Here is a 22,245-nt window from a genome sequence, read left to right on the forward strand (position 1 = left end):
TCTAAGGCCGCAACTCGGCGGCAAAGTCATAGCGGCGCAGCTCTGCGACAAAGTCGTAGTAGTCGTTGCGGCAATAGGTGTCGGTGATTTCGATCGGTGTGTTGTCGGCGGTGTAGCCCACGCGGGTCATCAGCAGCATGGCGGTGCCGGGGGCGATGCCCACCAGCTTGGCGAATTCGTCCGAGGCGTTGATCGCCTGGATATGTTGCAGGGCGCGCACGATGGGTTTGCCGATGCCTTCCAGGTATTCATACAGCGAACTGCCGACGGCCTGTGGGTTGGGCAAGATGGCGGCGGGCATGGCGGTCATTTCAATTGCCATCACCGTGTCGTCGGCTTTGCGCAGGCGCTTGAGGCGCGCCACTTTGTCGGTGGGCGACAGGCACAGGCGGATCAGTTCTTCGTGGGTCGGCGGGGTGATGTCGCGCTCCAGCCATTGGGAGCTGGGCACAAAGCCCTTGAGGCGCAGCATCTCGCTGAAACCCGAGAGGCGCGACAGCGGCTGTTCCAGGCGTGGTGTGATAAAGGTGCCGGAGCCTTGGCTGCGGCGGATCAGGCCTTGGGCAAACAACACTTCCAGGGCTTTGCGGGCGGTGACCCGCGAAATGCTCAACTGCTCGCACAGCGCACGTTCCGATGGCAGCGCCTGTTCGGACGTCCACTGGCCGGCATGTATCGCCGCTTCCAGTTTGCGCGCCAGTTGCAGGTACAGCGGCGTGGATTGTTTGTCGTCGGGGCGCAGGGCCAGGATGGGGTTCATCTGTTGGGTTTCCGATGCGGTTATTGGAGTGTTGTCGCCCGGTAATGGCCGGAAATTAATACCACTTAAATACCATGTCAATGCAGCCAAAACGGTGCAGGCCAAGGTTTTATAGCCCTGTAATGGGGGCTGGCATCAAGTGGTATTAGAGAGGTCTTTATTGCGCGCAGAACAGTGCAGCCCGGCGCGGTGAACTGGTATTCACCGGCAGGCGTGTTCGAGAGGGGGGAATTTTTTTGAATTATTTTACGAACGGTACGAGATTACGGACGAATCTCGATCAGGGTGCCGTCCTTGACCAGGTTCCAGACCTCACGCATGTCCACGTTGCGCATGCCGATACAGCCGTCGGTCCAGTCCAGGGTGTGGAACCACTGTTCCGGGTATTCCTCGGTGTCGGGGGTGCCGTGGATCATGATCATGCTGCCGGGCTTTACGCCTTCACGGCGGGCGCGGGCGGCGTCGCTGATATTGGGGTAGGAAATGTGCATGGCCAGGTTGAAGCGGTCGCTGGTCTTGCGCCAGTCGAGCCAGTACAGGCCTTCTGGCGTGCGGCGGTCGCCTTCGATCAGCTTGTGGCCCTTGGGGTTCTTGCCGAGGGAGATGCGGTAGGTCTTGAGGGGCTTGCCGTCGTTGATCAGTTGTAACTGGTGGGCGGACTTGAGGACCAGGACTTTTTCGACGGTTTTGCCGCCGAGGGTTTCCACCGTGGAGGCTGATGACAAGGTAGCGAACGACAGGCAGATAAGGGCGAGCAACAGACGCATTAAAACGGTTTCCTGCCTGGAGTGTTATTTGGGCGATGGCATCATCGGCGGCACCGCTTCGCTGCGTACCGGGAACTGCTGTTGCCGGCGGTCAGCGAAAAAGCATTCTAAGGTACGCCCGACCGTGCGGAAAGCCAGCTCGGACCAAGGGATGTCGGCTTCGTCGAATAGCTGCACTTCAAGGCTTTCGGGGCCTGCGGCGAAGTCCAGGTCCACCAGTTCGGCGCGGTAGAAGATGTGCACCTGGTTGATGTGCGGCACATCGATCAGGGTGTAGATGCTCAGGTTGCGCACACGGGCGCAGGCTTCTTCCAGGGTTTCGCGGGCGGCGGCCTGTTCGACGGTCTCGCCGTTCTCCATGAAGCCGGCGGGCAGGGTCCAGTAACCCAGGCGCGGTTCGATGGCGCGGCGGCACAGCAGCACTTTGTCGCCCCACACTGGCACAGTGCCGGCGACGATATTGGGGTTCTGGTAGTGAATGGTCGAGCAGTGATCACACACAAAACGCAGGCGGCCGTCGCCTTCGGGGATGCGTTGGGTAACCGGTTTACCGCACTGGCTGCAGAAATTCATGCTGGGGTTCCTGGAAAGTGCGTCTATCTTGGCTTGGCGGGCAGGGCGCTGCAACAAGTTGTCGTTTAGCGACACCCCCCGGGTTTTGGGGTTGGGCGCCCGCACGCTTTGGTGCATGATGCAAGGTAGCCAACAGACCGAGATGACTCATGCTGGACGAGCTACTTCGCCGGGTAAGCAATCACACTCCCCACACCCTGGAGACCGACGGGCGTTTCCCCGAGGCCGCGGTGCTGGTGCCGATTACCCGCAGTGACGAACCTGAGCTGATCCTGACCCTGCGCGCCAGCGGCCTGTCGACCCATGGTGGCGAAGTGGCCTTCCCCGGCGGGCGCCGCGACCCCGAAGACCCGGACCTGATCTTCACCGCCCTGCGTGAGGCCGAAGAAGAAATCGGCCTGCCGCCCGGCCTGGTGGAAGTGATCGGTCCATTGAGTCCACTGATCTCCCTGCATGGCATTCGGGTGACACCCTATGTAGGCGTTATCCCCGATTACGTCGAATACCTGGCCAACGATGCCGAGATTTCCGCCGTTTTCAGCGTGCCCTTGGAGTTTTTCCGACAGGACCCGCGCGAACATACCCACAGAATCGATTACCAGGGCCGTAGTTGGTACGTGCCCAGCTATCGGTTTGGTGAATACAAGATCTGGGGCCTGACGGCGATCATGATCGTCGAGCTGATCAACCTGCTCTATGACGATGCCAAGATCAGCCTGCACCAGCCACCGAAAAGCTTCATCAACATCTAATAAGCCATCGTTTGAATGGCGAGCCGTGAGGAAAAACCATGAAATACCGCCTGGGCGACGCCCGCGTCGAGACTCACCCCAACAGCTGGGTGGCCCCCAATGCCACGCTGGTGGGCAAGGTCAAGCTGGAGGAGGGTGCCAACGTCTGGTTCAACGCGGTGTTGCGTGGCGACAACGAACTGATCCTGATCGGCAAGAACAGCAACGTGCAGGACGGCAGCGTGATGCACACCGACATGGGCTACCCGCTGACCCTGGGCACCGGCGTGACCATCGGCCATAACGCCATGCTGCACGGCTGCACGGTGGACGACTACAGTCTGATCGGTATCAACGCCGTCATCCTCAACGGCGCCAAGATCGGCAAGCACTGCATCATTGGCGCCAACTCGCTGATCGGCGAGGGCAAGGAAATTCCCGACGGCTCGCTGGTGATGGGCTCGCCGGGCAGGGTAGTGCGTGAGTTGACCGAGGCGCAGAAGAAGATGCTCGAAGCCAGCGCCGCGCACTATGTGCATAACTCGCAGCGTTACGCGCGTGACTTGGTTGAGCAGGAAGCATGAACCCGCTTGAACGCCCCGTTGCCTCGCCGTGCGTGAGTATTTGCGCGCTGGATGACGACGATATCTGCACCGGTTGCCAGCGTACGGTGGATGAGATTACGCGTTGGGGGCGCATGGACAATGCCGAGCGCCGGGTGGTGTTGGGGTTGTGTCATGAGCGGGCGGTGGCGGGGGGGATGGTGTTTATGGTTCCTGGGAAATCGGGCGCTTGATAGATCGCTTTCGCGAGCAAGCCCGCTCCCACAGTTGACCGCGTTTATCCTGTAGGAATGCGGTCAAAATGTGGGAGCGGGCTTGCTCGCGAAGGGGCCCTCCCAGACGACATATTTCTATTTGTGAAGTACCCTGTGCGGCATAACCCACAGGTCCACTTTCCCATGCTCTTCCTGATCGCCTACATCAGCAGCGTCGTGCTGATCAACTTCGCCTTCTCCACCGCCCCGCACCTGGATGTCATCTGGTCCGCCTGGGGTGGCCTGGTCTTTATCCTGCGCGACATGGTGCAAACCCGCTTCGGCCACGGCGCAATCGTTGCCATGCTGGCGGCGTTGGTGTTGTCGTATGTAACGTCCGACCCGGCCATTGCGTTGGCCAGCGCTACGGCGTTCGCGGTGTCCGAGTGCATCGACTGGCTGGTGTTCAGCATCACCAAGCGCCCGCTCCACGACCGCTTGTGGATCAGTTCGGCGCTGAGCATTCCCCTGGATACCTTTATCTTTTTCGGCCTGATCGGCGCACTCACCCCGGCCGTGGCCGGCACTGCGTTGGCGTCGAAATTCGCCGGGGTCACGGTGGTGTGGCTGATCATGGCCTGGCGCGTGCGCAAGCGCGCCGTCGTCAACTGAGGCCAATTCTTGCAGTTCATGTAAAATGCCGGCCTTTCTCCAAACGATCCGCTCCCCTGAGGACCTGAGATGACCCGAATCGGAACTCCATTGTCGCCAACCGCGACCCGCGTTTTGCTGTGTGGCTGCGGTGAGCTGGGCAAGGAAGTGGTAATCGAACTGCAACGCCTGGGCGTTGAAGTGATTGCCGTGGATCGCTACGCCAACGCCCCTGCCATGCAGGTTGCGCACCGTAGCCACGTGATCAACATGCTCGACGGCGCCGCCCTGCGTGCAGTGATCGAAGCCGAGAAGCCGCACTTCATCGTGCCGGAAATCGAAGCCATCGCCACCGCCACCCTGGTGGAACTGGAAGCCGAAGGCTTCACCGTGATCCCGACGGCGCGTGCCACTTCGCTGACCATGAACCGCGAAGGCATCCGTCGCCTGGCTGCCGAAGAACTGGACCTGCCAACCTCGCCGTACCACTTCGCCGATACCTTCGAAGACTACAGCAAGGCCGTGCAAGACCTGGGCTTCCCGTGCGTGGTCAAGCCGGTGATGAGTTCGTCGGGCAAGGGCCAGAGCCTGCTGCGCAGCGCCGATGACGTGCAGACAGCCTGGGATTACGCGCAGGAAGGCGGGCGTGCCGGTAAAGGCCGGGTGATCATCGAAGGCTTTATCGACTTCGACTACGAAATCACCTTGCTGACCGTGCGCCACATTGGCGGCACCACCTTCTGTGCACCGGTTGGCCATCGTCAGGAGAAGGGCGATTACCAGGAATCCTGGCAGCCGCAGGCCATGAGCCCGATTGCCCTGGCCGAATCCGAGCGCGTCGCCAAAGCCGTGACCGAGGCCCTGGGTGGCCGTGGCCTGTTTGGCGTGGAGTTGTTCATCAAGGGCGATCAGGTGTGGTTCAGCGAAGTGTCGCCGCGGCCCCATGACACTGGCTTGGTGACCCTGATTTCTCAGGATCTGTCGCAGTTCGCCTTGCACGCTCGCGCGATTCTCGGCCTGCCGATTCCGTTGATTCGCCAGTTCGGGCCTTCGGCTTCGGCGGTGATTCTGGTGGAAGGGCAGTCGACCCAGACTGCGTTCGCCAACCTTGGCGCGGCCTTGAGCGAGCCGGACACGGCGTTGCGTTTGTTTGGCAAGCCGGAAGTGAATGGTCAGCGGCGGATGGGTGTGGCGCTAGCGCGGGATGAGTCGATTGAAGCGGCTCGGGCCAAGGCGACTCGTGCTTCGAAGGCTGTTGTAGTAGAACTTTAAACCGAGTCGCGCCCTTCGCGAGCAAGCCCGCTCCCACATTTGACCGCATTCTCATACTGGAACTCGGTCAAGTGTGGGAGCGGGCTTGCCCGCGATGGCGGTCTATCAGGCGACCTTGTTCAAATCGTTATCCCGCGTTTCTTTCAGGCACAGCACGGCAATCAAACTAAGCAACGCTGCCGCCGACACATACCCACCGACATAACTCAGCCCACCCATCGCCACCAGCTTGGTCGCGAAGAACGGTGCTGCTGACGCGCCCACGATCCCACCCAGGTTATACGCCGCCGATGCGCCGGTATAACGCACGCGGGTTGGGAACAGTTCCGGCAGCATCGCGCCCATCGGCGCAAACGTCACGCCCATCAGGAACAGCTCCAGCGCCAGGAACAACGCCACGGCCCAGGTTGAACCGTGGGTCAGCAGCGGCTCCATGGTAAAGCCCGACAGGATCGCCAGGATCGCGCCGACGATCAGCACCGGCCTGCGCCCGTAGCGATCACTGGCCAGGGCCGCCAACGGGGTGGCCAGCCCCATGAACAACACGGCGAAGCACAGCAAGCCGAGGAATGTCTCGCGGCTGTAACCCAGGGTCGACACGCCGTAGCTCAGGGAAAACGCGGTGGTGATGTAGAACAGCGCGTAACACACCACCATCGACGCCGCGCCCAGCAGCACCGGCAGCCAGTGCTGCCTGAACAGCTCCACCAGCGGCACTTTGACCGGGGCTTCCTTGGCTACCGCATTGGCGAACACCGGGGTTTCATGCAGTTTCAGGCGGGCGTACAGGCCAACCATCACCAAGGCCGCGCTGAGGATGAACGGGATACGCCAGCCCCAACTGCGGAACTGCTCGTCGCTCAGGCTCATGGCCAGGATCAGGAACAGGCCGTTGGCCGCGAGGAAGCCAATCGAGGGGCCCAATTGCGGGAACATGCCGAACCAGGCACGTTTGCCTTTCGGCGCGTTCTCGGTGGCCAGCAAGGCGGCACCGCCCCATTCCCCACCAAGGCCCAGGCCCTGGCCGAAGCGCAGTATGCACAACAGGATCGGCGCCCAGGCCCCGATGCTGTCGTAGCCTGGCAGCAAACCAATCAGCGTGGTGCACACGCCCATCAACAGCAGCGAGGCGACCAGGGTGGATTTGCGGCCAATGCGGTCGCCAAAGTGGCCGAACAACGCCGAACCCAGCGGGCGGGCGATAAAGGCGATGCCGAAGGTCAGGAACGACGCCAGCATCTGCGCGGTGCCGGAGGTCTGCGGGAAGAACACAGGGCCGATCACCAGCGCGGCGGCGGTGGCGTAGATATAGAAGTCGTAGAACTCGATGGCGGTGCCGACGATGCTGGCCGTGGCGACCCGTGCGGTCGAGTTGGTCGGGGCGGCGTCTGTCGCGGCCTCGTTATAGGTGGTGCTCATGGCGGTATCCCTAGCGGTCATTGCGCGTTTGGACGCGGATTATTATGGGTCGAACACCCATGGATCATGGGTTGTGCGCGGGGCGGCTCGGGATGGGAGCGAACACCGGTCAGACACGGTAAAGCGGTGCCTGGACGCTTGAAGTGCGGGTAGCACGCGTACGGGCGGGGCTTTGGTAAGCCGCAGGGATTATAGGAAGGGGTTTTGAAATACAACAAGAGGGACTGATGCACCGCAAATCAAATGTGGGAGCGGGCTTGCTCGCGAAAGCGGTGGGTCAGTCGCTGATAAGTTGCCTGATACACCGCATTCGCGAGCAAGCCCGCTCCCACATTTTTACCGCGTTGTGCCAGATAGTCAGGCGGCGACAGGCACCCGGCTGGTGTGCCAGATCAGCACCTTGCTGACCCGGTTGTCTTCGGTCTCGAGGATTTCCAGGCGGTAACGCCCGATCTTCAGGCACACCGCGCAATCGGGAATTGTCTCCAGCGCTTCGGTGACCAAGCCATTGAGGGTCTTGGGGCCGTCGCTGGGCAGGTGCCAGTTCAGGCTTTTGTTCAGTTCGCGGATCGATGCGGCGCCATCAACAATGTAGCGGCCATCGGGTTGCGCTTCGATATGCGGGTTGTCCGCACCCTGTTCGCTCTCGAATTCACCGACGATTTCTTCAAGGATATCTTCCAGGGTGACAATGCCCAGCACTTCGCCGTATTCATCCACCACCATGCCCAGCCGTCGCTGCTGCTTGTGGAAGTTCAGCAGTTGCAGTTGCAGGGGTGTGCTTTCCGGGACGAAGTAGGGCTCGTGGCAGGCGGCGAGCAATGCCTCTTTGGTCAGGCTGGCGTCGGGCAGCAGGTGTTGGATCTGCCGAGTATTGAGCACCGCCTGGACCTGGTTGATGTCGCTGTGGAACACCGGCAGGCGCGTACGCTGTGAGGTGCGCAGTTGCTCGATGATCTCTTCGATCGAGTCATCCAGGTTGATGCCGTCCACTTCACTGCGCGGCACCAGGATGTCGTTGACGGTGATGTTGTCCAGGGCGTGGATGCCTGGCATGCCTGGGGTGCGGCTGTCGTCGGACTCAGCTTCCGGCTCATCGTCATGATCGGGCAACGGCTCGTCGCTCTTTTTCACCACGCCGGGCTTGCGGGCGAACGGGCGCAGCAGCAACAGGCTGATGCCATTGAGCAGCCAGGCCAGGGGGTAAAGGATTTTCAGGGGGACGCCCAGCAGCGTATTGCCAAAGCCCAGCACTGCCTGCGGATAGCGCGTGGCGAGGGCACGGGGCAGGTAGTCGGCGAGGATCAGCAGGATCGCGCAGGAAATCATCCAGCCCAGCCAGGGGCCGTTTTGCGCCCAGGCGTAGATCGCCAGCAGAGTGCAGAGGATCACCACCGCGGCGCGGCACAAGCTGTTGCACAGGATCAGGCTGTTGCGCGGGAAGTTCAGGCGCGCCGCCGCCTTGTCACCCTGGCGTGTACCGGGGCGCAGGGCCAGCAGGTGTTGTTGTGCGGCTTCGATGGCGGTAAACAGCGCCGCCCATAACACCAGCAAGGCGACTACCGCGAGCATCGGCCCCAGGGGCAAGTTGTCCATGATCGCTGCCCGTCAGATATGCAGGATGTATTCGCGGACCAGCTTGCTGCCGAAATAGGCCAGCATCAGCAGGCAGAAACCGGCCAGGGTCCAGCGGATCGCCTTGTGCCCGCGCCAGCCAAGGCGGTTGCGGCCCCACAGCAGCACACTGAACACGACCCAGGCCAGGCACGCCAGCAGGGTCTTGTGCACCAGGTGCTGGGCAAACAGGTTTTCGACGAACAGCCAGCCGGAGATCAGTGACAGCGACAGCAGCGTCCAGCCGGCCCAGAGGAATCCGAACAGCAGGCTTTCCATGGTTTGCAGCGGCGGGAAGTTCTTGATCAGCCCGGACGGGTGCTTGTGCTTGAGCTGGTGGTCCTGCAACAGCAGGAGCAGGGACTGGAACACCGCGATGGTGAACATGCCGTAGGCCAGGATCGACAGCAGAATGTGCGCGAGGATGCCCGGCTCCTCATCGATCACCTGGACGGTGCCGGTGGGGGCGAATTGCGACAGCAGCACCGTCAGCAGGCCCAGGGGGAATAGCAGGACGAGCAGGTTCTCCACCGGGATGCGCGAGCAGGCGATCAGCGTCAAGGCGATCACGGCCGCGGCGATCAGGCTGGCGGCGCTGAAAAAATCCAGGCCCAGGCCGACCGGCGTCATCAGGTGGGTAAACAGGCTGGCAGCGTGGGCCAGCAGGGCAGCGACGCCAAGGCCGACCAGCAGGCGTTTGTCCGCCTTGGTGCCTTGGGCCAGACGAGTGCCCTGATAGAGAGTCGCAGCGGCGTACAAAATGGCGGCGGCGAGGCTGGGTAGCAAACTGGGTGACAAAGGGAGCATAAATCCTGTTAGGCAAGCCCGAAAGGCGCTGAGTTTGGCATACCCCCGCGTAACACGAAAGACTCTCAGGCCAGACAGCGGGTGTGCATGGCGGCAGTCTTCGCTATAATCCGCGACCTGCCCACGCCGCAGGCTCGCCGAGCGCTGTTTTTAATAGCGATTTACCACAGCCTGGGCCGTCATTACCTCGGTCTACCACTGCATTTCGATGAGTAGGGCCTGAAAGGAACGCGCATGTTTGAAAACTTGACTGACCGTCTCTCGCAGACGCTGCGCCACGTAACCGGCAAGGCCAAGCTGACCGAGGACAATATCAAAGACACCCTGCGTGAAGTGCGCATGGCGTTGCTGGAAGCCGACGTGGCCTTGCCAGTGGTGAAGGACTTCGTAAACTCGGTCAAAGAGCGCGCAGTGGGCACCGAAGTGTCCCGCAGCCTGACGCCGGGCCAGGCCTTCGTGAAAGTCGTCCAGGCCGAACTCGAAAGCCTGATGGGCGCGGCCAACGAAGACCTGAACCTCAGCGCCGTGCCACCGGCCGTCGTGCTGATGGCCGGTCTGCAAGGTGCGGGCAAGACCACCACCGCCGGCAAGTTGGCGCGCTTCCTTAAAGAGCGCAAGAAGAAGTCCGTGATGGTGGTGTCGGCCGACGTCTACCGTCCGGCGGCCATTAAACAGCTGGAAATGCTCGCGGGCGAAGTGGGCGTGACCTTCTTCCCGTCCGACCTGAGCCAGAAGCCGGTCGATATCGCCAACGCAGCTATTAAAGAAGCCAAGCTGAAGTTCATCGACGTCGTGATCGTCGATACCGCCGGTCGCCTGCACATCGACGAAGAGATGATGGGCGAGATCAAGGCGCTGCATGCCGCGATCAACCCGGTAGAGACGCTGTTCGTGGTCGACGCCATGACCGGCCAGGATGCGGCCAACACCGCCAAGGCCTTCGGCGACGCACTGCCGCTGACCGGTGTGATCCTTACCAAGGTCGACGGCGACGCCCGTGGCGGTGCCGCGCTGTCGGTACGTGCCATTACCGGCAAGCCGATCAAGTTCATCGGTATGGGCGAGAAGAGCGAAGCGCTCGAGCCGTTCCACCCGGAGCGTATCGCTTCGCGCATCCTTGGCATGGGCGACGTGCTCAGCCTGATCGAGCAGGCCGAAGCCACGCTCGACAAGGACAAGGCCGACAAGCTGGCCAAGAAGCTGAAGAAGGGCAAGGGCTTCGACCTCGAAGACTTCCGTGACCAGCTGCAACAGATGAAGAACATGGGCGGCCTCGGCGGCCTGATGGACAAGCTGCCGAACATCGGCGGTGTGAACCTGGCGCAAATGGGCAATGCCCAGGGCGCGGCAGAGAAGCAGTTCAAGCAGATGGAAGCCATCATCAACTCCATGACCCCGGCCGAGCGCCGCGACCCTGAGCTGATCAGCGGTTCGCGCAAGCGTCGGATCGCCATGGGTTCCGGCACCCAGGTGCAGGACATCGGTCGCTTGATCAAGCAACACAAGCAGATGCAGAAGATGATGAAGAAATTCTCCGCAAAAGGCGGAATGGCCAAGATGATGCGCGGCATGGGCGGTATGTTGCCCGGCGGCGGCATGCCGAAAATGTAAAGAATTCGAGCAAAAGCCTGCTTTTGCTCCGACCCACAGGGATGTGGGATCTCCAGCAAACCCGCGGTTAGCGGGAGCTGACTTGCCGTTTTAACCGACGGCTCTATAGCAGATCTGAATGGCACGCCGATAGGCGCCAGAAAAAGACATTTGCAAAAGTCCGGATATTCCTTAGAATATGCGGCCTTTCGGGCACCTATGCCCGCTGTGCATTTAGATTTGCAGCACCGACTACAGGAACGATGTTCACATGCTAACAATCCGTCTTGCCCTTGGCGGCTCCAAAAAGCGCCCGTTTTACCACTTGACCGTAACTGACAGCCGCAACCCACGTGACGGCTCTCACAAGGAACAAGTTGGCTTCTTCAACCCGATCGCTCGTGGTCAAGAAGTTCGTCTGTCCGTGAACCAAGAGCGCGTAGCCTACTGGCTGAGCGTTGGCGCACAGCCATCCGAGCGCGTTGCCAAGCTGTTGAAAGACTCGGCTAAGGCCGCAGCCTGAGCAATATGAACGCGACGCCAGCTGTTGCTGATGATTTGATCGTTATCGGCAAGATCTACTCTGTTCATGGCGTTCGCGGCGAAGTGAAGGTGTATTCCTTTACTGATCCGACTGAAAACCTGTTGCAGTACAAAACCTGGACGCTCAAGCGCGAAGGTAGTGTGAAACAGGTCGAGCTGGTCAGTGGACGCGGGAGCGACAAGTTCCTGGTCGCAAAGCTCAAGGGTCTTGATGATCGTGAAGAAGCTCGTCTTCTGGCCGGTTATGAGATCTGCGTGCCGCGCAACCTGTTCCCTGAATTGACCGACGGCGAGTACTACTGGTACCAGCTGGAAGGTCTGAAGGTTATTGATCAACTCGGGCAATTGCTCGGGAAAATCGATCATCTTCTGGAAACCGGCGCCAATGATGTAATGGTGGTCAAGCCTTGCGCTGGCAGCCTGGATGATCGCGAACGCCTGTTGCCCTATACGGAGCAATGCGTGTTGGCCGTCGACCTGGCCTCAGGCGAGATGAAGGTGGAATGGGATGCGGACTTCTAAGCGTGGCTAATTTGCGCATTGAAGTGATCAGTTTGTTTCCCGAGATGTTTTCCGCCATCAGCGAGTACGGCATCACCAGTCGGGCGGTGAAACAGGGGCTGTTGCAGCTCACCTGTTGGAACCCGCGAGACTACACGACGGATCGACATCACACTGTGGACGATCGCCCATTTGGCGGTGGCCCGGGCATGGTGATGAAGATCAAGCCCCTGGAAGACGCGTTGGCCCAGGCCAAGGCCGCAGCCGGGGAGAAGGCGAAGGTAATTTACCTGTCCCCTCAAGGCCGTCAGCTGAAACAGGCTGCGGTACGCGACATGGCGAATGAGGAAGCATTGATCCTGATTGCCGGTCGCTACGAAGGCATTGACGAGCGTTTTATTGATGCTCATGTCGATGAAGAGTGGTCGATTGGGGACTATGTCCTGTCTGGCGGCGAGCTGCCGGCGATGGTCCTGATAGATGCGGTTACACGACTGCTGCCTGGAGCTTTAGGGCATGCGGACTCCGCGGAGGAAGATTCCTTCACGGATGGTTTGCTGGATTGCCCGCACTACACCCGACCGGAGGTGTATGCGGATCAGCGTGTTCCCGACGTATTGCTAAGTGGCAATCACGCACACATCCGGCGTTGGCGTTTACAGCAGTCCCTTGGTCGGACCTATGAACGACGCGCCGATCTTCTGGAAAGCCGCTCGCTTTCTGGAGAAGAGAAGAAGCTGCTCGAGGAATACATCCTCGCGCGGGACGATAGTTAACAACGTATCGATGGTAGGTCCATTGACTTACCTTAGGAGCACAGCATGACTAACAAAATCATCCTTGCACTCGAAGCAGAGCAGATGACCAAAGAGATCCCTACCTTTGCCCCGGGCGACACCATTGTCGTTCAGGTGAAAGTGAAGGAAGGCGACCGTTCGCGTCTGCAAGCGTTCGAAGGCGTGGTAATTGCCAAGCGTAACCGTGGTGTGAACAGTGCTTTCACTGTTCGTAAAATCTCCAACGGTGTTGGCGTAGAGCGTACTTTCCAGACCTACAGCCCGCAAATCGACAGCATGGCCGTTAAACGTCGCGGTGACGTACGTAAAGCCAAGCTGTACTACCTGCGTGACCTGTCCGGTAAAGCAGCTCGCATCAAGGAAAAACTGGCTTAAGTCCAGCTTCCCGATGCAGAAAAAAGCAGCCTACGGGCTGCTTTTTTGTGCCTGAAATTTGTCTATTTGCCGGTATTTGTTAATGACCACTCGCCTTGAAGAAATCCAGCGCCGCACCGACCTTTCCGTAACCCATGTGACCAAGGCGGTGTTCCCGCCGACCACCAACCACCACAACACGCTGTTCGGTGGCACGGCGTTGGCCTGGATGGATGAAGTGTCGTTCATCACGGCTACGCGGTTTTGCCGATTGCCGCTGGTGACGGTTTCCACCGACCGTATCGACTTCAATCATGCGATCCCTGCCGGCTCCATCGTTGAGCTGATCGGCCGTGTGATCAAAGTGGGTAACACCAGCCTCAAGGTTGAAGTGGAAGTGTTTGTCGAGAGCATGAGTGCCGATGGCCGTGAAAGGGCGATCCAGGGCGTGTTCAGTTTTGTGGCGATTGATGCCGATAAGCGGCCGGTGCCGGTATTGCCTGGGTTTGTTGACTGACTTGAGACCGAGTCGCGGCCATCGCAGGCAAGCCAGCTCCCACATTTGATTGGTGTTGGGCACAAATCACTGGCCCAACACAAAACCCCTGTGGGAGCTGGCTTGCCTGCGATAGGATCTAACAGACACTACAGAAACCCGCCTGAGCCCCCATGCCCGCCATCGACCACCCCTTGATCGACCGCTTCCTCGACGCCCTCTGGCTGGAAAAAGGCCTGTCGGACAACACCCGCCAGGCGTACCGCAGCGACTTGGCCCTGTTCAATGGCTGGCTACAGGAAAAAAACCTCGAACTGCTCAACGCTGGCCGCGAGCTGATCCTCGATCACCTGGCCTGGCGCCTTGAGCAGAACTACAAGCCACGTTCCACTGCGCGATTCCTCTCCGGTGTGCGTGGCTTCTATCGCTACCTGCTGCGTGAAAAACTGATCGCCCTCGACCCGACCCTACAAGTCGATATGCCACAACTCGGCAGGCCGTTGCCCAAGTCGTTGTCGGAAGCCGACGTCGATGCGTTGCTCGCCGCCCCGGACCTGAGCGAAGCCATCGGCCAGCGCGACCGCGCCATGCTGGAGGTGTTGTACGCCTGCGGCCTGCGGGTGACGGAGTTGATCAGCCTGACCCTGGAACAGATCAACCTGCGCCAGGGCGTGTTGCGGGTGATGGGCAAGGGCAGCAAGGAGCGGCTGGTGCCGATGGGGGAGGAGGCGATCGTATGGGTCGAGCGTTACATGCGCGATGGGCGCAGTGAGTTGCTCGGTGGGCGCCCCAGCGATGTGCTGTTTCCCAGCCAGCGTGGCGAGCAGATGACCCGCCAGACGTTCTGGCACCGGATCAAGCATCAAGCCAAGGTCGCGGGGATCGGCAAGAGCCTGTCGCCCCACACATTACGTCACGCTTTTGCCACCCATTTGCTCAACCACGGCGCGGATTTGCGCGTCGTACAAATGCTGCTCGGTCACAGCGACTTATCCACAACCCAGATCTACACCCACGTGGCACGTGCGCGCTTGCAGGATATGCACGCCAAGCACCATCCGCGAGGCTGAAAACCGCCAATTTGTCCCGCTGCGGGCTGCCCTTGCGCCCAACTGTGGTAGGCTTTGCCGGTTAGCAAAGGGGACGGCCCAGGCCTGTGTTTCCAAGCGGCGTTTATGCCCGTCCCTGCATCTGCCTTCAGGAGTTCCCATGCGCTTGACCCAGATTATTGCCGCCGCAGCCATTGCGTTGGTTTCCACCTTTGCCTTCGCTGATGACGCTGCCGAGCAGACCATCCGCAAGAGCCTGGCCAACCTGCAGCTCGACACGCCGATCGAAAGCATCAGCGCCAGCCCGATGGCCGGCCTGTATGAGGTCAAGCTCAAGGGCAGTCGTGTGCTGTACGCCAGTGCCGACGGCCAGTACATCGTCCAGGGCTACCTGTTCCAGTTGAAAGACGGCAAGCCGGTCAACCTCACCGAGAAAGCCGAGCGCCTGGGCGTGTCCAAGCTGATCAATGGTATTCCGGTGGCCGAGACCGTGGTTTACCCGGCCATCGGCGAGACCAAGACCCACATCACCGTGTTTACCGACACCACCTGCCCGTATTGCCACAAGCTGCACGCCGAAGTGCCCGCGCTGAACAAGCTGGGCGTGGAAGTACGCTACGTAGCGTTCCCGCGCCAGGGCCTGGGCTCGCCGGGTGACGAGCAGTTGCAAGCCGTGTGGTGCTCGGCCGACAAGAAGGCGGCCATGGACAAGATGGTCGATGGCAAGGAAATCAAGGCGGCCAAATGCGCCAACCCGGTTTCCAAGCAGTTCGCCCTCGGCCAGTCCATCGGTGTGAACGGTACACCGGCTATCGTTTTGGCTGACGGCCAAGTGATTCCGGGCTACCAGCCGGCACCACAAGTTGCCAAACTGGCGCTCGGTGCCAAATAAACCAGCATCGTCGAAGCATCGACGATCAAGGCTCGCTGACACGTCGGCGGGTCGTTAATTGCAAGCCGCAGTCGTGCGGCTGTTTTCCACGGCCGACCTAGCGTCGGCCGTTTCATGGGGAGTTCTTCAGTGAAACCGGTCAAAGTAGGCATCTGTGGGTTAGGGACCGTCGGTGGCGGCACCTTCAACGTACTTCAGCGTAATGCTGAAGAAATTTCCCGCCGCGCAGGTCGCGGGATTGAAGTGGCGCAAATTGCCACGCGTTCGCCAAAGCCTCAGTTCGAAACGACCGGTATTGCGATTACCAACGATGTCTTCGCCGTTGCCACCAACCCTGAAATCGATATTGTCATCGAGCTGGTCGGCGGTTACACCGTGGCCCGCGAGCTGGTGCTCAAGGCCATCGAGAACGGCAAGCACGTGGTTACCGCCAACAAGGCGCTGATTGCCGTGCACGGCAACGAGATTTTCGCCAAGGCCCGCGAGAAGGGCGTGATCGTGGCGTTCGAAGCCGCCGTGGCCGGTGGCATCCCGGTGATCAAGGCCATCCGTGAAGGCCTGTCCGCCAACCGCATCAACTGGGTTGCGGGCATCATCAATGGCACCGGCAACTTCATCCTCACCGAAATGCGCGAGAAGGGCCGCACCTTCGAAGACGTGCTGGCCGAAGCCCAGGCCCTGGGTTACGCCGAAGCCGATCCGACCTTTGACGTGGAAGGCATCGACGCGGCGCACAAGCTGACCATCCTGGCGTCCATCGCCTTTGGTATCCCGCTGCAGTTCGACAAGGCCTACACCGAAGGCATCACCAAGCTGACCACCGCCGACGTGAACTACGCCGAAGCCCTGGGCTACCGCATCAAGCACCTCGGCGTTGCGCGCAGCACCCCAGCCGGTATCGAGCTGCGTGTGCACCCGACGCTGATCCCGGCCGACCGCTTGATCGCCAACGTCAATGGCGTGATGAACGCCGTGATGGTCAACGGTGATGCTGCGGGTTCGACCTTGTTCTACGGCGCCGGCGCCGGCATGGAGCCGACCGCTTCGTCGGTGATCGCCGACCTGGTGGACGTGGTTCGTGCCATGACCAGCGACCCGGAAAACCGCGTGCCGCACCTGGCCTTCCAGCCGGACTCGCTGTCGGCCCACCCGATCCTGCCGATTGAGGCCTGCGAAAGCGCCTACTACCTGCGCATCCAGGCCCAGGACCACCCGGGCGTGTTGGCCCAGGTTGCCAGCATCCTGTCGGAGCGCGGTATCAACATAGAGTCGATCATGCAGAAGGAAGTCGAGGAGCAAAACGGCCAGGTGCCGATGATCCTGCTGACTCACCGCGTGCTCGAGCAGCACATCAACGATGCCATCGCCGCCCTGGAAGCCCTGCAAGGCGTGGTCGGCCCAGTGGTGCGCATCCGCGTCGAGCACTTGAACTAACCGATTTGTTCCAGGGGCCCCGTGTGTGCGGCGGCCCCTGTTCGAGAATGTTTTAGAGGAGCCAGTCATGCGTTACATCAGCACCCGCGGCCAGGCACCGGCCCTGAATTTCGAAGACGTCCTGCTGGCAGGCCTTGCCACCGACGGCGGCCTGTACGTGCCGGAAAACCTGCCACGCTTCACCCAGGAAGAAATCGCGTCCTGGGCCGGCCTGCCGTACCACGAGCTGGCGTTCCGGGTGATGCGCCCGTTCGTCACCGGCAGCATCCCGGATGCGGATTTCAAGAAGATCCTCGAAGAGACATACGGCGTGTTTTCCCACAGCGCCATCGCACCATTGCGCCAACTGAACGGCAACGAGTGGGTGCTGGAACTGTTCCACGGCCCGACCCTGGCGTTCAAGGACTTCGCCCTGCAACTGCTGGGTCGCCTGCTGGACTACGTGCTGCAAAAGCGCGGCGAGCGTGTGGTGATCATCGGTGCAACTTCCGGTGATACCGGTTCGGCCGCCATCGAAGGCTGCAAGCACTGCGAAAACGTCGACATTTTCATCCTGCACCCGCACCAGCGTGTGTCGGAAGTGCAGCGTCGCCAGATGACCACCATCTTTGGCGAGAACATCCACAACATCGCCATCGAAGGCAACTTCGATGACTGCCAGGAAATGGTCAAGAACAGCTTCGCTGACCAGAGCTTCCTCAAAGGCACGCGTCTGGTCGCGGTGAACTCGATCAACTGGGCGCGGATCATGGCCCAGATCGTCTACTACTTCCATGCATCGCTGCAGTTGGGCGGGCCGGCGCGTTCGGTGTCGTTCTCGGTGCCGACCGGCAACTTCGGCGACATCTTCGCCGGTTATCTGGCGCGCAACATGGGCTTGCCGATCAACCAGTTGATCGTCGCCACCAACCGCAACGACATCCTGCACCGCTTCATGAGCGGCAACCAGTACGTCAAGGAAACCCTGCACGCCACGCTGTCGCCGTCGATGGACATCATGGTCTCGTCGAACTTCGAACGCCTGCTGTTCGACATGCACGGGCGCAACGGCGCGGCGATTGCCGGCTTGATGGACACCTTCAAGAGCGGTGGCGGTTTCAGCGTTGAAGAAGAGCGCTGGACCGAAACCCGCAAGCTGTTCGACTCCTTGGCCGTGGACGACGCAGAAACCTGCGAAACCATCGCCGAAGTCTACGCCCAGACTGGCGAGCTGCTGGACCCACACACCGCTATCGGTGTGAAGGCCGCCCGCGAATGCCGTCGCAGCCTGGACATCCCGATGGTGATCCTCGGCACCGCGCACCCGGTCAAATTCCCGGAAGCGGTGGAGAAGGCGGGTGTTGGCAAGGCACTGGAATTGCCAGCGCATTTGGCAGACCTGTTTGAGCGTGAAGAGCGTTGCACCGTGTTGGCCAATGATCTGAAAGCCGTGCAGGCGTTTGTGAGCCAGCACGGCAATCGTGGCAAGCCGCTCTGATTCAACGGCTTTGCGCGGTTGCTCAAGCCCGTCTTCGTGACGGGCTTTTTCATTGGGGCACGCCATACTCCAGTGGGCAATCGACAACAAAAACAGAGGAATCTAACCCGGTGCGTTTATTGAGCCGAAGGTGCGTGTGGCTGCTGTGTTTGCTCTTGCTTGGTCAATCCCCGGCAAGCCTGGCCGCCGTCAGCCTGCCGTTCAAACTGGTGCCGGCGTTTACCCCGCTGGCACCCTTGCCTTTAACGGGCGCCGAGCAGCAATGGCTGACGAGCCATCGAACATTGAAGGTCGGCATTTCCATTGATGATTACCAGCCGATTGATATCACCCGTGACCATAATCGCTACCAGGGCATCAGCGCCGACTACCTGAGCCTGGTCGGCGCGCGCCTCGATGTGCCCATGCAGGTGATGGGCTTCGCTGAGCGGGCGCAAGCGGTGGAAGCCTTGCGCAGTGGCGCCATCGATATTCTGACCAGCGCCAACGGCTATGAGCGGGATGTGCCTGGGTTGCGGTTTACTCGCGACTACATGCCGGATCGTTCGGTAGTCGTCGTGCGTCGCGACGACACCACGCAGAACGAAGGCCTTGAGGGCAAGAAGGTGGTCTTGCTGGAGGGCTATGCCAATGTCGGCAACGTGCATCGGGCCTATCCCGCCAGCCATATCATGCTGGCTCCGAACCTCTACAGTGGCCTGGAAGCGTTGAACCAGGGGGATGCAGACGCCTTTATCGGCAATGAAGTGATTGTGCGGGCCTACAAATCACTGCGTCCTTACCTGGGTTTGCAGATCAACGTAGAGAGCCGGCTGGCGCCGATCGGCTTTGCCTTTGCTTCCCGTACGGCCGACCCGCTGTTGGGGGACATGATGGACCGGGCCCTGGCGAGTATCGACGAGTCGATACAACGTGAAATCCTCGCGCGCTGGACCACCGGCCTGGGAGTGGGCATCGCCGCCGACCACATTGTGTTGTCGGCCCAGGAGCAAGCCTGGTTGTTGCAGCATCCCCATGTGGTGGTGGTGTCCCAGCAACAGTCGCCGTACATCTTCAAAGACAAGGACGGTCAATGGGTCGGCTTGAACGTCGACCTGCTTAACCGGATTTCCCGCATGACGGGCTTGCAGTTCGTGATGGAGGAGGTGTCTTCCACCGCGCAGACCCTGGAGTTACTGGCAGCGGGCAGGGCGGATATGAACACCACGCTGGCGGAGAATCGGGAGCGCAGGCAATTCCTGGATTTCAGCCATGGTTTTGGCGGCGCCGGTTGGGTGTTTGTCCAGCGCAGCGACACGCCGTTAGTGGCCAGTTTGAGTGAGCTCTCTGGCCAGGTCTTGGCGTTGCCGGCACGGCATGTGCTGGAAAATTTCATTCGCCGTGAACACCCGGACATCGAGATTCTCGCCGTCGATAACTATACCCAGGCCCGTGACCAGGTGATCCAGGGGCGTGCGGCGGCGACGATCCAGAATGAAGTGGAGGTGCAGAGCTACCCCGCCGACGGCTTGCGCATCGGGCGCAGTGTGGAGGGCAAGTGGTCGTCCAACAGCCTGGTGGTGCGCAAAGACCAGCCCGAGCTGTTGAGCATTGTGAACAAGGCGTTGGAAGCGATGCCGGTGGCAGAGTTGAGCGCGTTGCGTTTGCGCTGGCTGGGCACGGTGCCGATCCCGACGTCGGCTTGGCAGCGTGTGCCGCCATGGGCCTATTGGACGGTCGCCATGGCGCTGTTGTGTGTATTGGTGTCGTTGGTCTGGAATAGCCGGCTCAAGCGGCAGATCCAGCAGCGCCTGGTGGCCGAGCAACGGTTGAGCGACCAGTTGGCCTTTAAGCGTGCCCTGCTGGATGGCATGCCCAACCCCGTCTTCGTACGGGACTTGGCTGGCCGGTTGGTGACCTGTAACACCCGTTACGAACAGCAGTTGGCCACCCGACGGGAGCTGATCCAGGGCCTGACTTTGATGGAAAGCGGCTTGCTGCCAGAAGCCACGGCCGCACGCCTGCATGCCGGGCACATGGAGCAGTTGGCGACACAGCAATCGTTGTTTGTTGATCGGCAACTGGAGTTCAACGGTGGGACTTTCCACGTTTACCAATGGACGGTGCCGTTTTTCGATGCGCGCGGCCAATTGCAGGGGCTGCTGGGCGGTTGGATCGACATCAATGAGCGCAAAGTCCTGGAACATCAATTGATGGACGCACGCCAGGCCGCCGATGACGCGAACTACGCAAAAAGTGCGTTTCTCTCAACCCTCAGTCACGAAATTCGCACCCCGATGACCGCCATCATCGGCCTGCTTGAGTTGGAACAAGAACGCGCCCAGGCTGAAGGCACGCGCGTCTCCGAAGCCTTGCAGGTGGCCCATCGTTCGGCACGTGAGCTGATTGAGTTGATGGGCGATAGCCTGGACCTGGCCAAGATCGAAGCAGGTCATTTGCAACTGGTGCCGCAGACCACAGACCTGAAGGTTTTTTTCGAAGGTATCCAGCGGCTGTTTGCGGCGATGGCGAGTAAAAAAGGCCTGGGTTTGACCCTGGCGTTTGACCCGGCGGCGCAAGGGGATTATTGGTTCGACCCGCTGCGCTTGCGGCAGGTCATGCATAACCTGGTGGGCAATGCGTTGAAGTTCACCGAGCGTGGTGAGGTCCGCCTCAGCGTCGTGACTCAGCGTGACGCCTGCGGGGCTGAATACCTACACCTGTGTGTCGAAGACAGCGGGCCAGGGATTGGTGTTGAACAACAGGCTCGGGTGTTCAAGCCGTTTGTCCAGGTCAGCCCGCTAACGGCGGCTCAACATGGCGGGACCGGCTTGGGCTTGAGCATTTGCCAACAACTGGTGGAGTTGATGGGCGGCACGATCTCCCTGAGCAGTGCGGCAGGTGAGGGCACGACGATTTGCATTGACCTGTATCTGCAGCGGGTCAGAGGCGACGACAGGCCAACTGAGCCTGCGGCGGTCCTGCCGGCTGCCGGTCGCCGTTTGTCGGTGCTGATCGTCGATGACCTGCCGGCCAACCGCCTGGTGCTGGCTCAGCAACTTCAATTCCTCGGCCACCGGGTGGTGGCCTTCGACTCGGCCGAGTCAGCCTTGCAGCGCTGGCGCGATGACGCCTTCGACGTGCTGGTGACGGATTGCAACATGCCGGGCATGTCCGGCTACGCCTTGAGCGAAGCCGTGCGCGGTATTGAAACCCAAGAGCAACGATCGCGCACTGCGCTGGTGGGGTGCACCGCCAATGCCATGGAGGATGAGCGCCAGCGTTGCCTGGCGTCGGGAATGGATGAGTTGCTGGTCAAACCGGTGACCCTTGAACAGTGGGCCACGGTCCTCGCCCGCGTGGCCCCATTGCGCACCTTCAATATCCAGACCTTGCAGGCGATGACCCAGGCCGATGGGCCGGTCCTGCAGCGCATGCTGGAGGAGTTGGCGAAGAGTCTTGAACATGAGCACGATGGGATCAAGACGGCGTTGGCGTGTCAGGACTTTCCAGGGGTGATGGCCTCGCTGCATCGCCTCAAGGGGATTTGCTGCCTGGTGGATGCGCTGCCGCTGGCCAAGGCGTGCGTGGGGCTTGAGGGCTGCCTGCGTGAGCAGCGCATTGACGAGGTTGAAGCGCTGTGGCGCGTGCTGAATGAAGCGCTGGCAGCCTTCAGGGTTGAGCTGGGCACCCATTTGAGTCCGCAAGAATAGGACGTGTCCTATGGGGCGCGCATGACCTTTTGCGTAGCCTGCGCAGTCTTGCTTCTGCGTCTCAGAGTT

Annotated in this window: 22 protein-coding genes; 16 read left to right on the top strand and 6 right to left on the bottom strand. The window is 60.7% G+C overall.

The window, feature by feature from the left end; genetic code table 11:
• Position 1 precedes the first annotated feature (1 nt).
• From ACZRMO_RS15440 to ACZRMO_RS15450, 3 genes are all read right to left on the bottom strand, one after another.
• Entirely contained in the window at positions 2–760 is a 759-nt protein-coding gene (locus tag ACZRMO_RS15440) for a GntR family transcriptional regulator (protein WP_463973378.1), read from the bottom strand.
• A gap of 263 nt (positions 761–1,023) precedes the next feature.
• Positions 1,024–1,527 (bottom strand): L,D-transpeptidase family protein, encoded by a 504-nt coding sequence (locus tag ACZRMO_RS15445; RefSeq protein WP_017736787.1) that lies wholly within the window; start codon positions 1,525–1,527, stop codon positions 1,024–1,026.
• Positions 1,528–1,551: 24 nt separating this feature from the next.
• Complete coding sequence (locus tag ACZRMO_RS15450; RefSeq protein ID WP_124525033.1) at positions 1,552–2,100, bottom strand: NUDIX hydrolase; 549 nt, start codon at positions 2,098–2,100, stop codon at positions 1,552–1,554.
• 149 nt (positions 2,101–2,249) lie between these two features.
• Between ACZRMO_RS15450 and ACZRMO_RS15455 the strand changes: the two genes are divergently transcribed.
• The 5 genes from ACZRMO_RS15455 (at position 2,250) to purT (ending at position 5,511) form a co-directional block, all read left to right on the top strand.
• Positions 2,250–2,852 (top strand): CoA pyrophosphatase, encoded by a 603-nt coding sequence (locus ACZRMO_RS15455; RefSeq protein ID WP_463973379.1) that lies wholly within the window; start codon positions 2,250–2,252, stop codon positions 2,850–2,852.
• 38 nt (positions 2,853–2,890) lie between these two features.
• A complete protein-coding gene (locus ACZRMO_RS15460; RefSeq protein ID WP_463973380.1) occupies positions 2,891–3,415 on the top strand; it encodes a gamma carbonic anhydrase family protein in 525 nt (174 codons plus the stop codon).
• Positions 3,412–3,627, top strand: a complete 216-nt coding sequence (locus tag ACZRMO_RS15465) for a DUF1289 domain-containing protein (RefSeq protein WP_463973381.1) — start codon at positions 3,412–3,414, stop codon at positions 3,625–3,627. Before ACZRMO_RS15460 ends, ACZRMO_RS15465 begins: the two co-directional genes overlap by 4 nt.
• 165 nt (positions 3,628–3,792) lie before the next feature.
• The gene (locus ACZRMO_RS15470) at positions 3,793–4,260 is read left to right on the top strand and encodes a VUT family protein (protein ID WP_017736782.1); all 468 of its coding nucleotides are present in this window, start codon (positions 3,793–3,795) and stop codon (positions 4,258–4,260) included.
• 69 nt (positions 4,261–4,329) lie between these two features.
• Positions 4,330–5,511 carry a formate-dependent phosphoribosylglycinamide formyltransferase gene (gene purT, locus ACZRMO_RS15475; RefSeq protein WP_124525028.1) on the top strand — a complete coding sequence of 394 codons (1,182 nt, stop codon included), beginning with the start codon at positions 4,330–4,332 and terminating at the stop codon, positions 5,509–5,511.
• 105 nt (positions 5,512–5,616) lie between these two features.
• Here the strand turns inward: purT and ACZRMO_RS15480 are convergent, their stop codons facing one another.
• From ACZRMO_RS15480 to ACZRMO_RS15490, 3 genes are all read right to left on the bottom strand, one after another.
• On the bottom strand, positions 5,617–6,930 hold the full coding sequence (locus tag ACZRMO_RS15480) for an MFS transporter (RefSeq protein ID WP_463973382.1): 1,314 nt from the start codon (positions 6,928–6,930) through the stop codon (positions 5,617–5,619).
• Between the two features lie 357 nt (positions 6,931–7,287).
• Complete coding sequence (locus ACZRMO_RS15485) at positions 7,288–8,526, bottom strand: transporter associated domain-containing protein (RefSeq protein ID WP_463973383.1); 1,239 nt, start codon at positions 8,524–8,526, stop codon at positions 7,288–7,290.
• Between the two features lie 12 nt (positions 8,527–8,538).
• Positions 8,539–9,351, bottom strand: a complete 813-nt coding sequence (locus tag ACZRMO_RS15490) for a cytochrome C assembly family protein (protein WP_463973384.1) — start codon at positions 9,349–9,351, stop codon at positions 8,539–8,541.
• A gap of 234 nt (positions 9,352–9,585) precedes the next feature.
• Between ACZRMO_RS15490 and ffh the strand changes: the two genes are divergently transcribed.
• The 11 genes from ffh (at position 9,586) to ACZRMO_RS15545 (ending at position 22,176) form a co-directional block, all read left to right on the top strand.
• Positions 9,586–10,962 (top strand): signal recognition particle protein, encoded by a 1,377-nt coding sequence (gene ffh / locus ACZRMO_RS15495; RefSeq protein ID WP_017736777.1) that lies wholly within the window; start codon positions 9,586–9,588, stop codon positions 10,960–10,962.
• 250 nt (positions 10,963–11,212) lie between these two features.
• Positions 11,213–11,464, top strand: coding sequence for a 30S ribosomal protein S16 (rpsP, locus tag ACZRMO_RS15500; protein WP_003238923.1), 252 nt, complete (start codon positions 11,213–11,215; stop codon positions 11,462–11,464).
• A gap of 5 nt (positions 11,465–11,469) precedes the next feature.
• Complete coding sequence (gene rimM, locus ACZRMO_RS15505; protein ID WP_463973385.1) at positions 11,470–12,006, top strand: ribosome maturation factor RimM; 537 nt, start codon at positions 11,470–11,472, stop codon at positions 12,004–12,006.
• Positions 11,988–12,761 (top strand): tRNA (guanosine(37)-N1)-methyltransferase TrmD, encoded by a 774-nt coding sequence (trmD, locus tag ACZRMO_RS15510; RefSeq protein WP_177413985.1) that lies wholly within the window; start codon positions 11,988–11,990, stop codon positions 12,759–12,761. The genes rimM and trmD overlap by 19 nt, the downstream gene beginning before the upstream one ends.
• A 45-nt stretch (positions 12,762–12,806) precedes the next feature.
• Complete coding sequence (gene rplS / locus ACZRMO_RS15515) at positions 12,807–13,157, top strand: 50S ribosomal protein L19 (RefSeq protein ID WP_003175895.1); 351 nt, start codon at positions 12,807–12,809, stop codon at positions 13,155–13,157.
• Positions 13,158–13,239: 82 nt separating this feature from the next.
• Positions 13,240–13,653 (top strand): acyl-CoA thioesterase, encoded by a 414-nt coding sequence (locus tag ACZRMO_RS15520; protein WP_017736774.1) that lies wholly within the window; start codon positions 13,240–13,242, stop codon positions 13,651–13,653.
• 152 nt (positions 13,654–13,805) lie between these two features.
• Entirely contained in the window at positions 13,806–14,702 is an 897-nt protein-coding gene (gene xerD / locus ACZRMO_RS15525; protein ID WP_124525024.1) for a site-specific tyrosine recombinase XerD, read from the top strand.
• A 139-nt stretch (positions 14,703–14,841) separates the two neighbouring features.
• The gene (locus ACZRMO_RS15530) at positions 14,842–15,573 is read left to right on the top strand and encodes a thioredoxin fold domain-containing protein (RefSeq protein ID WP_124525023.1); all 732 of its coding nucleotides are present in this window, start codon (positions 14,842–14,844) and stop codon (positions 15,571–15,573) included.
• 129 nt (positions 15,574–15,702) lie between these two features.
• Positions 15,703–17,007 (top strand): homoserine dehydrogenase, encoded by a 1,305-nt coding sequence (locus ACZRMO_RS15535; protein WP_010207988.1) that lies wholly within the window; start codon positions 15,703–15,705, stop codon positions 17,005–17,007.
• A gap of 67 nt (positions 17,008–17,074) precedes the next feature.
• Positions 17,075–18,484: a threonine synthase gene (gene thrC / locus ACZRMO_RS15540; RefSeq protein WP_463973386.1), complete on the top strand. Its 1,410-nt coding sequence runs from the start codon at positions 17,075–17,077 to the stop codon at positions 18,482–18,484.
• Positions 18,485–18,618: 134 nt separating this feature from the next.
• A complete protein-coding gene (locus tag ACZRMO_RS15545; RefSeq protein ID WP_463973536.1) occupies positions 18,619–22,176 on the top strand; it encodes a transporter substrate-binding domain-containing protein in 3,558 nt (1,185 codons plus the stop codon).
• Positions 22,177–22,245 lie beyond the last annotated feature (69 nt).

The organism is Pseudomonas sp. B611, from assembly GCF_055407965.1.

What these genes read in the sequence shown, in the direction of transcription:
- ffh (WP_017736777.1), top strand. Translation starts at nt 9,586, where the DNA reads ATGTTTGAAAACTTGACTGACCGTCTCTCGCAGACGCTGCGCCACGTA.
- ACZRMO_RS15480 (WP_463973382.1), bottom strand. Translation starts at nt 6,930, where the DNA reads ATGAGCACCACCTATAACGAGGCCGCGACAGACGCCGCCCCGACCAAC.
- ACZRMO_RS15465 (WP_463973381.1), top strand. Translation starts at nt 3,412, where the DNA reads ATGAACCCGCTTGAACGCCCCGTTGCCTCGCCGTGCGTGAGTATTTGC.
- ACZRMO_RS15485 (WP_463973383.1), bottom strand. Translation starts at nt 8,526, where the DNA reads ATGGACAACTTGCCCCTGGGGCCGATGCTCGCGGTAGTCGCCTTGCTG.
- ACZRMO_RS15460 (WP_463973380.1), top strand. Translation starts at nt 2,891, where the DNA reads ATGAAATACCGCCTGGGCGACGCCCGCGTCGAGACTCACCCCAACAGC.
- ACZRMO_RS15520 (WP_017736774.1), top strand. Translation starts at nt 13,240, where the DNA reads ATGACCACTCGCCTTGAAGAAATCCAGCGCCGCACCGACCTTTCCGTA.
- ACZRMO_RS15530 (WP_124525023.1), top strand. Translation starts at nt 14,842, where the DNA reads ATGCGCTTGACCCAGATTATTGCCGCCGCAGCCATTGCGTTGGTTTCC.
- ACZRMO_RS15455 (WP_463973379.1), top strand. Translation starts at nt 2,250, where the DNA reads ATGCTGGACGAGCTACTTCGCCGGGTAAGCAATCACACTCCCCACACC.
- rimM (WP_463973385.1), top strand. Translation starts at nt 11,470, where the DNA reads ATGAACGCGACGCCAGCTGTTGCTGATGATTTGATCGTTATCGGCAAG.
- ACZRMO_RS15440 (WP_463973378.1), bottom strand. Translation starts at nt 760, where the DNA reads ATGAACCCCATCCTGGCCCTGCGCCCCGACGACAAACAATCCACGCCG.
- rplS (WP_003175895.1), top strand. Translation starts at nt 12,807, where the DNA reads ATGACTAACAAAATCATCCTTGCACTCGAAGCAGAGCAGATGACCAAA.
- ACZRMO_RS15450 (WP_124525033.1), bottom strand. Translation starts at nt 2,100, where the DNA reads ATGAATTTCTGCAGCCAGTGCGGTAAACCGGTTACCCAACGCATCCCC.
- trmD (WP_177413985.1), top strand. Translation starts at nt 11,988, where the DNA reads ATGGGATGCGGACTTCTAAGCGTGGCTAATTTGCGCATTGAAGTGATC.
- rpsP (WP_003238923.1), top strand. Translation starts at nt 11,213, where the DNA reads ATGCTAACAATCCGTCTTGCCCTTGGCGGCTCCAAAAAGCGCCCGTTT.
- ACZRMO_RS15490 (WP_463973384.1), bottom strand. Translation starts at nt 9,351, where the DNA reads ATGCTCCCTTTGTCACCCAGTTTGCTACCCAGCCTCGCCGCCGCCATT.
- ACZRMO_RS15470 (WP_017736782.1), top strand. Translation starts at nt 3,793, where the DNA reads ATGCTCTTCCTGATCGCCTACATCAGCAGCGTCGTGCTGATCAACTTC.
- xerD (WP_124525024.1), top strand. Translation starts at nt 13,806, where the DNA reads ATGCCCGCCATCGACCACCCCTTGATCGACCGCTTCCTCGACGCCCTC.
- purT (WP_124525028.1), top strand. Translation starts at nt 4,330, where the DNA reads ATGACCCGAATCGGAACTCCATTGTCGCCAACCGCGACCCGCGTTTTG.
- thrC (WP_463973386.1), top strand. Translation starts at nt 17,075, where the DNA reads ATGCGTTACATCAGCACCCGCGGCCAGGCACCGGCCCTGAATTTCGAA.
- ACZRMO_RS15445 (WP_017736787.1), bottom strand. Translation starts at nt 1,527, where the DNA reads ATGCGTCTGTTGCTCGCCCTTATCTGCCTGTCGTTCGCTACCTTGTCA.